Raw genomic sequence first — 12,450 nt, 5'->3', positions numbered from 1 at the left:
CCTTCAGCCTGCTCGCCGACAGCCTGGACAACAGCAACGGCAAGCTGCTGAGCAACCAGGCGCTGACCCTGCGGGTCAACCAGGCCCTGAGCAACCTCAAGGGCCAGATCGCCGCCGCCGCGCTCGACGTGCAGGCCGCCAGCCTGGACAACAGCGGCGGGACGCTCACCAGTCGTGGTGACCTCAGCCTGACCACCACGGGGCAACTGACCAACCAGAACCAGGGCCTGATCAACGCCGCGCAGACCCTGACCATCAGCAGCGCCGACCTGAACAACCAGGGTGGCACGCTGCTCGGCAGCCGTGCGCTGACCCTCAATGCCCTGGCCCTGAACAACAGCGCCAACGGCCTGATCAATAGCCAGGGCGGCTTGAGCATCAGCGCCAGCAGCCTGGACTCCAGCAACGGCGGTGAAGTCTCGGCCAAGGGCGATATCGGCTTGAACCTCGGCGCCCTGACCCAGAACGGCGGACGCCTGCTGGGCAGCCAGGCGCTCAGCCTGGACCTGGCCGGCGGCGACCTGGATAACCGCAACGGCCTGTTGAACGCCCAGGGAGCCTTGAGCCTCAACCACCTGCGCGACCTGAACAACCAGAACGGCGAGCTGTCCAGCAGCCAGAGTTTCAACCTTGCTGGCCGCACCCTGGACAACAGCGGCGGTAAGCTGATCAGCAATAACCAGCTGGGCGTGACCGCCAACAGCATCCTCAACCAGGGCGGCCTGATCTCCGGCTGGCAGGGGCTGGCCGTCAACGCTGGCAGTCTCGACAACCGTAACAGCGGCACCTTGTCCAGCCGTAGCGGCAATCTCGGCGTGACCCTCAGTGGCGCCTTGCTCAATGGAAATGCCGGAGCCCTGGTCAGCCAGAACAACCTGACCGTCAGCGCCGCCAGCCTGGATAACAGCGGCGGTATCCTGTCCAGCGGTGCGACGCAGCAACTGACGGTCGGCGGCCTGCTGAACAACTCCGCGGGTGGCTCCATCGACAGCGGCGCGGCCCTGACCCTGAACGCCCTGGCGCTGACCAATGGCGGCACGCTCAGCGCGCAACAGGCCCTGAGCTTCACCGGCACCACCCTGGACAACAGCGGCGGCAGCTTGAGCGGCAAGGGCGCGGTCACTCTCGACCTGCTGGGTGTCTTGAGCAACAGCAACGGCAAGCTCGCCAGTGCTGGGCCGCTGCTGATCAGCCGCAGCAGCCAGATCAACAACCAGGGCGGGCAACTGGTCAGCCAGGGGTTGTTGAGCCTGCTCAGCGGCGGTCTCGACAACCGCAATCGCGGCACCGTGGCGGCCAATGGCGCGTTGACCCTGAGCACCGGCGGCGCCGTGCAGAACAGCGGCGACGGCCTGATCTACAGCCAGAACGGCGACGTGACCCTCAACGCTGCCAGCCTCGCCAACGGCAAGGGCACGGTGCAAGGCCAGGGGGCGCTGAACCTGACGATCGCCGGCGATATCGACAACCAGAGCGGCAAGCTCATCGCCCAGAACGGCGACCTGAAGGTCAGCGCCGCCAACCTCGACAACCGCGGCGGCACCTTGGCCAGCGTCAAGGCGGCCCTCCAGGCGCGGATCGTCGGCGTGCTGAAAAACGGCTACGACCTCAACAACAACCGCCAGGGTGGCATCACCCAGGCCCAGCGCCTGGACCTGCAAGCCTGGGGCGGAATCGACAACTACGGTGGGCGCATCGCCGCCCAAACCGGGGATGCCGTGATCGCGACCGGCGCCGGTAACTTCGACAACCGCAACGGCGGCGTCTATGCCACGGGGCTGGTCAAGGTCACGGGCAACAACTTCGACAACAGCGGCGACAACGACGGCCAGATCGCCGGTCAGCGAATTGACCTCAACCTCAACGGCGCGTTGAACAACCGCCTGGGGATTATCGAAAGCGACAGCACCCTGAGCGTGCGGGCGGCCAGCCTGGATAACCAGACCGGCCAACTGCGGGCCTTGGGGACCAGCGGCAAGACCGACTTCCAGATCGGTGGGCTGTTCGACAACCGCAACGGCAAGCTGGAAACCGCCAACAGTGACCTGACGCTGGGCGTGGGGAGTTTCCTGAACCAGGGTGGCAGCCTGCTGCACACTGGGACCGGGACGTTCGACACGGCCACCGCCAACCTGACCGCCGCCGGAGGCAGCGTGGTCACCCGTGGCAGCCTGACCCTGACCGCGGACAGCTGGACCAACAGCAGCGTGATCCAGGCCGGGCGCTTGACGGTGAACGTCAACACCCTGAACCAGACGGCGGGCGGGCAGTTGCTGGCGAGCACCAGCCTGATCGGCAACGGTGGCAACTGGAACAACGATGGGTTGATTGCCAGTGATGGTACGGCGAGTCTGAACCTGAGTGGCAACTACGGTGGCAATGGTCGCTACAGCAGCTTGGGGACATTGGGGCTGAGTGCGGCTTCGCTGAACCTGGGCAGCACGGGCAGTATCGCTGGGGGTGATACCACCACGATCAATGTCGGCGGTGCGCTGAACAACTACGGCCGGATCACGTCGGCTGCCGGTATGAGCGTCAGCGCGGGCTCAATCAACAACTACGGGACCCTGGGCAGCAACGGCAACCTGCTGCTGAGCACGCCCACTCTGTTGAACGAAAACGGCTTGATCTTCAGCGGCGGCGACACGGCGTTGCAGGTCAATAGCCTCACCAACCATACGGCCCAGCTCTACAGCCTTGGGGCGGTGAGTATTGGCGGGTATGGTGGCGCGGCACAGGCAGCTCAGGTCAGCAATATCTCCGGGTCGTTGGAAAGTACCGGCCAGTTCAATATCAATGCCGCCAACTTCGAGAACCGTACGGAGGGTTTCAGCCTGGGACGCAAGTTGGTCTCGGGCTTTATCGCGTATGAATGCATCAGATGTTGGGGGAGTTATTACGGTGCCAATATTGTCGTTCGTGAAACTTTCGAAGGACAGGACACTGACACCAGTGCCGCCGCGTCGCTCTCGGCAGGAGGTGACTTTACCTTTCGCGGTGGCAACTTTCTCAATAGCAAAAGCACGATCAGTGCCGGCGGTAATATTGCCATTCAGGCCGATTATGTAAAAAACGTCGGGGCGGTCGGCGGCACGATTGAGCGCACGCGCAGCTATTGGACGGGTGATATTGATAAGGACATCATCATTGCGTTTGCTGATGCTGCGTTTAATTACAACGCGCGAAACAACCCTGACTTTCCGAACATCTACTACATCAATGGTTCTGGTGGTGTGAGCAGGGCGCTTGCTGTGAATTCTGAGCGCGGCGGGGGTCGCGACGGCGACCATACCACGGTGCAGTTCGTTGCGTACACTGATGCCGTCACTGGCGAGACAGTGACGCCCGCAATTTTATCCAATTTAAGGACCAAACCGCCATCCCAGTATGACCCCAACAACCTGGTAGCGCTGCCCAGTCAACTGCAGTCATTCGGCTACGGCCTTACCGGTGACGTGGAAGTCGCCACGAACGGCGCTGGCTCAGGCCGCAGCGCCGTTATCCAGGCCGGCGGCAATGTCTCGATCTCCGCGACCCAGGACCTGACCAATAGCGTCATTCACCAGGACTATGGGTTCAGTGCGGGCGCCAACAAAATCCAGGCCACTCAGGTGGCCGGCACCGGCGCGCCGGTCGTGGCCCACATCAATGCGCAACTGCCACCGAACCTTGCCCAGCAACAGGTCAATCCCCTCGCACTCCCGGGCTTCAGCCTGCCCACCGGGCAGAATGGCCTGTTCCGCCTGAGCGGGCAGGGTGGTTCGGTTCGGCAGGCCAGCCAGGCCAACCTCGGTTCGCAAAACTGGAGCATGGGGGGCGCTGCGGTCAGTACCGCCCAGCGTCAACAAAGCCTGCCGGACGTCCAGGCGCGTAGTTTCCAGATCGGCGATCTCTCGCCGGTTGCCGCCAGTGATCGGCAGCTGACCCAGACCACCCGTCAGGTCACCGGCAGCAGCGTCGGTGCCAGCGCCATCAACGTTGCCGCGCCTGTCGATACGGGCAGCAGTGCCATTCAACTACCGAGCTACACCAGCAGCGCCTCGGCCATCACCCAGCCAGGGGCGGTCCAGGTCGATGCCGCCCATCAGTCGGTGGCCGTGGTGGTTCCCGGTGTGACGCCGACCTTACCGGTGATCCAGCGCGACTCGCTGACCCCCGTGATCGCCCCTGTCACCGTGGCTGGTGCGGCCACGGGCACACCGACCCTGGCCCGCGTCCAAGGCTTGCCGGATATGTCGGTCAAGTCCAACCCGCAGAAGTACCTGGTTGAAACCAACCCGGTGCTGACCGACCTCAAGCAGTTCATGAGCTCGGACTACCTGCTGTCTGGGTTGGGTTACAACCCGGACACCAGTGCCAAGCGCCTGGGCGATGGTTTCTATGAGCAGAAACTGATTCAGCAGGCGGTAGTGGCCCGCACCGGCCAACGCTTCATCGATGGCCAGACCTCGAACGAGAAGCTGTTCAAGTACCTGATGGACAACGCCATCAGCAGCAAGCAGCAGCTCAATCTGTCGGTCGGCGTGACCCTGACTTCCGAGCAAGTCGCGGCCCTGACCCATGACATCGTCTGGATGGAAAAGCAGGTGGTCAACGGCGAGGAAGTGCTGGTGCCGGTGCTCTACCTGGCCCAGGCCACCAACCGTCTGGGGCCGAACGGGGCGTTGATTCAGGGTACGGATGTCACCCTGATTTCTGGGGCGAACCTGGAAAACAGCGGGACCTTGCGTGCCAGCAACAATCTGTCAGCCACAGCAGGCAATGATCTGGTCAACACCGGCCTGATCGAAGCGGGCAATCGTCTGGACTTGCTGGCGGGTAACAACCTCGTCAACAAGTCGGGCGGGATCATTGCCGGGCGTGATGTGAGCCTGACGGCGGTCAATGGCGACGTCAGCAACGAGCGTTCGCTGTCAGCCCTTGGTTCTGACTACTTCAGTGAGAGCAATCGCAGCTACCTTGGCGATTCCGCCCGGATAGAAGCGGCCAATAGCTTAACCCTACAGGCCGGGCGCGATGTCACCAACAGTGGCAGCGTGCTGCAAAGTGGCGGCGATATCGCTATCCAGGCCGGACGGGATATCAGCATCTCGGCGACGGAAAGTCGTGACTCAGGTCTCGGCGGAATGTGGCGCAGCACCCACTCTGTCACCCAGAGTGGCGCCACCGTCAGTGCTGGCCGCGATCTGCAAATGAGTGCTGGTCGCGACCTCTCGGTTATCGCCAGTCAGATCGATGCCAAGCGTGATATCGCCATGGCTGCGAGCGAGAACCTGACGCTGAGCTCGGCAGCGGATGAGAGTCACTCCTATTCCAAAACCAGGACGGAAACCACTCAGCAAGACCATGTCAGCCAGGTGGAAACCAGTGTCGATGCCGGGGGGAATATCAAGCTGAGTGCGGGCAACGACATGGCCCTTATCTCCAGCAAGGTCAGTGCCGGCGACGAGGCCTATCTAGTGGCCGGCGGGAAACTCGATGTACTGGCCGCGCAAAACAGCGACTACTCGCTGTACGACATGAAGAAAAGCGGTAGTTGGGGAAGTAAGCAGACCCAGCACGACGAAGTGACGCAGGTCACGAATGTCGGCAGCGAGATCAAGACCGGTGGCGACCTGACGCTTCAGAGTGGCAGCGATCAGCACTATCAGGCGGCCAAGCTGGAGAGCGGAAAGGACCTGACGTTGAACAGTGGGGGTGGCATCACCTTTGAGGGCGTGAAGGACCTGCATCAGGAGAGTCACGAGAAGACTGACAACGACGCTTTCTGGGTTTCTTCCAAAGGCAGCGGCAAGACCGACGAGACCTTGCGTCAGACCCAGATGGCGGCGGCAGGCAACATCACCATCAAGGCCGTCGAAGGTCTGAAAATCGACCTCAAACAGGTCGACCAACAGTCGGTCAGCCAGACCATCGATGCGATGGTGAAGGCTGATCCAAAAATGGCCTGGCTCAAGGACGCCGAGAAGCGCGGTGACGTGGATTGGCACTTGGTGAAGGAGATTCACGACTCCTACCAATACAGTAATTCGGGGCTGGGGCCGGCTTCGCAGTTGATCATCGCCATTGTCATGGCGGCGGTTGTCGGACCTGCCGTCATGAGCGCCATGGCCGGGGCCAGTCCGGGGCTCGCGGTAGGCATGGCGGCAATATCAACAAGTGCAGCCACCAACGCCACTACCAGCTTCATCAATAACGGCGGAGACCTGGGTGCGGTATTCAAGGATGTCACCTCGTCCGATGCCATCAAGGGGTATGCCGTTTCGTTCGCGACGGCGGGTGTGGCGCAAGGACTTGGCTACAGCCCCGGAAATGTGGGTTTCAATCTTCAAAGCGCACAAACCGTTGCATTGAAGGTTACAGCGGATGCGGCGATTAAAACTGCCGTGTATGGCGGTAGCTTCAAGGACAACCTGGGCAGTTCGGCTGTGGGGACTGCTGTCAGTATTGGTGGTGCTATCGGGGCCGGAAAGATAGGCGACCTGGGGGGGGATAACGGCGGGTTGGAGAAGACCCTGCTGCATGCCGGTCTTGGTGGTTTGCTGTCCAAGGCCATGGGCGGCGACTTCCGTACCGGGGCCATTGCGGGTGGTGCCAACGAACTGTTGGTAGGTGCGCTGGGCGACAAGCTGTTGCCCGAGAACCTGACCCCTGGTTCTGCCGAGTACATAAGAGCCGCAGAAAACTTGAAGGCCGTAACACAGATTGTTGCGGTACTGGGGGCAGCAGCGTCCGGTGGTGATGCTGGGATCGCGTCCACAGTTGCGGAGAACGCCACACAGTACAACTTTCTGAGCCATTACTCTCAAGCTGAGCGCGACAGAGCGCGGAAGGAGTTTGAGGAAACCAAGTCCATCGACTCGGCCCTGAAATTGCGGAGACTCGAAGGGGCGGACCAGCGCGGTGACGATCTATTAGCGGCCTTTCACAAAGACCCCACTTCTGTTTCTGCTGCTGATCGAACCGAGCTGGCCGCCTACTTGCAGGTCTATGGCTACGAGCAGGCACTTAAGTATGGGCCGGAGGCGGCGGCTGCCAGCGTTGAAATGTTGGTGAAAAATGGTCCGGTTCCCGTTAGTGACTATCACTATGCGGGCACGACGGATGCCAAGAACGCCTACGCCGATGCCCTGCGTGCACAACAGCCTGATCTCTGGAGCCAACTATCCTGGACTCGCGAACAAAGTCCGAATGAGCTTGTATACAAGGATGCTCAAGGCTATCTGCGCATCAACAATGAGCAGCAAGGCCTTTCGACCATCGGTAGCCCCGCTCTCTATGCGATGCCTGGTGGGCTGGGGTTAGGGATCCGTGCCGCCGCCGCCGTCAATGGTTCGATGCAGGCAGGCTATGGCGCAAACCAGGTGGTCAACGGCGACATCTGGAATGGTATCGGGAATATTGTTTTTGGCGCCATGGGGGTTGCTAGCCTTGGGGTTCCAGATGTTAGGTTGTCCTCGGGTGTCCGCAGTGAGGTAAGTGGTGGTGCAAAAGATGTACTGGGTTCTTCGACTCCAAAGTGGGATAGTGCTGTATCGAAGTCAGATGGGGATTTTGGGTATCTGAGCCAACCTGAACCAAGTAAGCTTCCAGCATTCTTTGATGCCCAAGGCTCTGCTTCTGGATTTATAAATAATGGAAGAATAAAAGCTTCCGATTTAGAAATGTTAATCCCTCCAGGAGTTGCAGACAGCTTTAGGTCTTCTGCTACTATCAGCGATGGGAGCAAATATCAATACGTTTTGGGTGGGCAGAAAATTGAAATAAAATGGCACTCCCCTGATGTAAATGCAGCAGCAAAATTCCCAGGATCTAACTCAGGGAGTGGGTGGACTGCACAGATAAAGATCGGTAGCAAACTGCTTGGGCAAGATGGTAATTTGTATAGAAAACCTTCGAATTTGACCCATATTCCTGTGGATTTTTAAAAGATGAAAAATTTTTCGTATTACTGCTCTTTACCAGACTCTATGTCAGGGGGTGAGTTGTATGTTGAGTTTTTGGAGGTTGTTGAAGGTAGCGCGGATGCTAAGTGTAATAAAACCGATGTTGTAAATATTCTGCTTGAGCTTAGTGATCGTCAGTGGCATACGTATACGATCTTGTGTGATTCTTTGAAAAAAGAGTTGGAGGGTGTTTTGATATCTTATTGGGATGGTGGTGATTTAGAATTTGTTGAGGGGGCTATTGCTATCACTGCAAGGCTCGGTCTTGTAGGTTTTTTTAATTTTCTATTGGCTCAGGATGTTGAAGGCTTGTCGTTGGAAGTTGCTGAGGAAATTAGGGGTGCAATAGCTGAGTTCGGAGACTCTGTTGTTGATCCGTATAGTGGTATTCAATAATGTCTAAAGGTGATAGGTTTGAATGACACTTCCTTGGCTGCTGAGTGTCTGAGCTGAAAGCGAAAATTAAGAAGGTGCAAAAGGACCTGCAGCCGATTTACTGTCTGGTGAAACAAAAGTAGTAGGTGACGGTGCACCAGCGGCTAACGATGCGAGCTTTGCAGAGGCAAATACCGCAGAGTCGCTCGCAGAGGGAAATCTGGCCGCATCAAAGGTTAAGTGGGTGTCTCCTTTTTGTGCGTCGTCGGTGCGCTGAACAACTACGGTCGAATCACTTCAGGGGAAAGGGGACACCCATTAGCCGGTCTCAAGTCAAGGTTACAAGCCACCACCCTCTGCAGTTTTTAACTGCAGGAGGGGAAAGGGGACAGATTTATTTTTTAGGGCCGCTGACAGGTAACGCTTGTTTTGTTGGTAAGGTCGAGGGTGGTTGGTTTGCGTATAGAGTGACTTTGGAAAGGCGCCCCGCTGGCTATGTCTGAAAATAAATCTGTCCCCTTTTCACTGGTCCCCTTTTCACTGTGTTAGTCAAACCACAAAAAAGCCAGCGCGGTGTAACCCCAGATCCTAACGAGTGGCAGTTTGATCATGTGACTCCGAAAAGTTGTGGTGGTACAAATTGTAGCTCAAATCTTCAGATTCTATCTCGGCAAGAAAATAGAGCTAAATCTGACAAGTAGGTGTACCTAAATGAATAATTCAATTCGAAACATAGATGAGCTACCTTCAATTGAGCGCGTTAAGCATGTGGCTCAGGGATTGGCCTTGTTGGACGCTATAATTATGCCCGAGTGGGAGTATAGATATTTCTCATTCAACTGCAATTGGGATGGGGCGGGGAAAGAAATGATGGCCTCAATGAGAGACGGTTCAGGTGCTGAGTATTTTATGCACTTTACTGATGAGGGGGTTGCAGGAAAAGTTCTATATGGCTCTTCGCTATCTAATGCGCCTGAGTGTCTGGGTGCTATGCCTGAGGTGTTTCAACGATTTAAGGTTGAGCCTGCGTTCTCTACGGATAATGCAAGTCTGTTTTTTTGGCGCGGAGTCAAGCAAGCATCGTGGTGTGCGTCGCCGGGTGGGTTGGAAGAGTATCCATTGCTAGGTTTTTTGGTGGGAGGCATTGCGGCTTATAAAAAATTAGCTGAGGACTACTATGAAAAAAACATCGATGAAGTCGTACTTGAAAAGGTCTTTACAACATTAAGTGTGACGGCAGATCAGCTAATGATACTTAACCCTAATATAGAGGCTGGTGACTTGGTCGATGACGTTCAAGAAATTTTAGGTCGCGCGCTTTAATTTTTAAATTAGTGGGCGACCGGTGCAAAAAAAGGACTGCGCCCGATTTGGCGTCTGAAAAGGGGACAGATTTGAATGGCACTTCCTTAACAGCTAAGCACTTGAGTTGAAAGCAGAAAATGAAGTAGGGCTTGTCTTCGAGAGAAGGGGCCCGCCGTCCACTTTTTCGTGCTTTCATTGGAATGAAGCTGATAGCATATGGATATCACTGTCCGGCTTACGTAGCGACCGCTTCTGACGCGGCATCCTGCGGGGCCTAGTTCAATAAGGAAGAACAATGCGATCGTCGCGTTTTCTGTCGCATCTGAAGCTAGCGGCTGCCCTGCTGGCCGCCGGTCTCACCACCGCTTGCTCCAACTACCACTACAAGGATTACCAGGGCGATTGGGCGCCGGAGTCGATGGCACCCTATGACCTGTCCGATAACTCGACCGATGCGCCGGTTGTGTATTTCGCGACCACACGATTTCGCGCGTTGGGTGTGCCTTTCCACCGACTTTTGCTGGCGACGCATGTGGATGACAAACTGCTGGAGGGCGCCGGGCGTCGCTCGATTCTTGACGTTTCCGGCAAACAGGCGCTCCGGCTGACGCCGGGCAAGCACTCACTGAGCTGGTGCTGGGCCTCCATGAATGCGATGGGTACCGGCGGTGCCAAGTGCGGCTTCGGTGCCCGCGATGTCGAGTTCCGTGCAGGCCAGCATTACGTCGTGGATTTCTCGACCCGTGATGACATCAATGGACCTCCGGGACGTGAGGTATCGACCATTACCATCAAGTGCGAGATTCGAAATCTGGATACGCAAGAAGTGATCTATCCGCCCACCGACGTTGCGCAGATAAAGAAGGAATAACGAGAGCGCACAATCACCGCATGGCTGAACTGGGGCGGTGATCGAAAGCCACCTATCGAATGTCGATGCTTATTGCACGGTGGCCGGATTTCCCACAGAAAAGGCCACACGAAACGGGGAGCCTTACTCCCCGTCCCGGGCCCTACACGATATCAGCCACAACGAAAAGGGGACAGATTTATTTTATTTTCGGGCCGCTGACAGGTAACACTCGTTTCGTTGGTAAGGTCGAGGGGGTGGTTTGCGTATAGAGTGACTCTGGAAAGGCACTTCGCTGGCTATGTCTGAAAATAAATCTGTCCCCTTTTCACTTTTCACTCTTTTCACTTTTGAAAGCAGTTGGATATCCAGGGTTTAAATAATGATCAAAGTTGGAGATGTATTTACCATCGTAACTACGAGTGGAAAAGCATATTTTCAGTTTGTGAAAAAAATCCCTCCTATGGGTTCATTAGTTCGTGTCTTGCCAGGCACGTATAATGACGAGCCAGATTTGGATTCTTTGGTGGAGGAAAAAACAAATTTCTGGATTTTTTTTCCTGTCTCTGCGGCTCTGAAAAAAGGAGTCATCCAAAAAACTAAGGGTTGTACTATCCCAGCGCACTCCAAGGAGACCCCTACCTTCCGTGCTGGAGTAGTGGATCCTTCAACTGGGCGTGTCGATACTTGGTGGTTCTGGAATGGGGAGAAAGAATGGAAAATTGGCGAAATCACAGAGGAACAGCGGAAGTTTCCTATACGTGGAACATGGAACGACACGCTATTGGTCCAGAGAATTGAAGAGGGCTGGTTACCGGAAAAGGATAGGCGTTAACTCTATCCTCCGAACCGCGGATCCGGAGCCTGGGGAGCGCGAGCCTCGTAACCACCTCACGTCAGGTTGTGTCGGGTGATCTACAAACGAGAAGTGGACGCAAACGAGAATTTTACGCATTTATCTTCTCCATTTGCGATGCTATGCCCCGTACGAAGCGGCGCAGAAAGGGGCAGATTTATTTTTTGGGTCGCTAACAGGTAACGCTCGTTTTGTTAGTAAGGTCGAGGGTGGTTGGTTTGCGTATAGAGTGACTTTGGAAAGGCGCCTCGCTGGCTATGTCTGAAAATAAATCTGTCTCCTTTTTGGTCCCATTTTTGGCCAAAAAAATAAGTCTGTTGGGCATGACCTGAGGGTTAGATGTTGCAAGCAGTTAAGTTGGTTGATTATGAAGGGGATGCAATATCTAGGGGGCAAATTTTTCGCCTTCCCGCTAGTTGGCCATATGAGTCTATAGTAGATTTTATGGTTGTAGATATCCCGGGTGAACAGTGTGGGCATTCAATTATTGTGTCCTCTGGTAATAAGTCAGGGCTTGTGCTTGTGCAGTTGCCCATTGAAAGTCGCTCTCTGGGGCATGGTATTTCCAAAAAGTGGATAGTTGAGAATTGGGCGAAGTGGATTTATCCAGAGTGTCCTGTTGAGTCTGTCTATATATTTGATAGGGCCGAGGCGCCTGTGCAGTTAACGGTTAGCTGAGGCTCTAAGTACTGAAAAGGGAATAGATGTATTTTTTCTTCTAACAGGTAATGCTTGTTTTATTGGTGAGGTTGAGGGCGTCATTGATCTGCGGATAGAGCAACTTGGGGGGGCACCTGAGCCTGAAAATAAATCTGTCCCCTTTTGGATCCAGCGGGCAATGATCTGGTCAACACCGGTCTGATCGAGGCGGGCAATCGTCTGGACCTGCTGGCGGGCAACAGCATTGTCAACAAGTCGGGCGGCATCATTGCCGGGCGTGATGTGAGCGTGACGGCCGTTACCGGCGACGTGCTCAACCAGCGCGATGTCAACCATGCCGACCAGACGATCGGCTTCACCAGTACACACCGTGAACTGCTCGACAGCGCCGCGCGTATCGAAGCCGCGAACAACCTCACCGCCAAGGCCGGCCGCGATGTAACCAACAGCGGCAGCGT

Annotated in this window: 6 protein-coding genes and 1 pseudogene; all 7 read left to right on the top strand. The window is 56.2% G+C overall.

What is annotated here, in order from left to right; genetic code table 11:
- The coding region (locus UCMB321_RS17205) for a DUF637 domain-containing protein (RefSeq protein ID WP_209437186.1) at positions 1–7,928 on the top strand (7,928 nt) is incomplete at its 5' end.
- 3 nt (positions 7,929–7,931) lie between these two features.
- Positions 7,932–8,342 carry a hypothetical protein gene (locus tag UCMB321_RS30770; protein ID WP_157015987.1) on the top strand — a complete coding sequence of 137 codons (411 nt, stop codon included), beginning with the start codon at positions 7,932–7,934 and terminating at the stop codon, positions 8,340–8,342.
- Positions 8,343–9,032: 690 nt separating this feature from the next.
- Positions 9,033–9,644, top strand: a complete 612-nt coding sequence (locus tag UCMB321_RS17200; RefSeq protein ID WP_040069055.1) for a hypothetical protein — start codon at positions 9,033–9,035, stop codon at positions 9,642–9,644.
- Between the two features lie 277 nt (positions 9,645–9,921).
- Positions 9,922–10,497 carry a hypothetical protein gene (locus UCMB321_RS17195; RefSeq protein WP_040069053.1) on the top strand — a complete coding sequence of 192 codons (576 nt, stop codon included), beginning with the start codon at positions 9,922–9,924 and terminating at the stop codon, positions 10,495–10,497.
- 361 nt (positions 10,498–10,858) lie between these two features.
- Complete coding sequence (locus tag UCMB321_RS30205) at positions 10,859–11,311, top strand: hypothetical protein (RefSeq protein ID WP_084615086.1); 453 nt, start codon at positions 10,859–10,861, stop codon at positions 11,309–11,311.
- A gap of 360 nt (positions 11,312–11,671) precedes the next feature.
- Positions 11,672–12,010 carry an Imm45 family immunity protein gene (gene imm45, locus UCMB321_RS31795; protein WP_084615085.1) on the top strand — a complete coding sequence of 113 codons (339 nt, stop codon included), beginning with the start codon at positions 11,672–11,674 and terminating at the stop codon, positions 12,008–12,010.
- Between the two features lie 144 nt (positions 12,011–12,154).
- Positions 12,155–12,450: pseudogene (locus tag UCMB321_RS17190) on the top strand (hemagglutinin repeat-containing protein); the annotation flags it as partial.

It is taken from the genome of Pseudomonas batumici (genome assembly GCF_000820515.1).
Lineage (GTDB): Bacteria > Pseudomonadota > Gammaproteobacteria > Pseudomonadales > Pseudomonadaceae > Aquipseudomonas > Aquipseudomonas batumici.
Note: the sequence above shows the minus strand (reverse complement) of the source record. Positions and strands in the feature narration are given on the sequence as shown.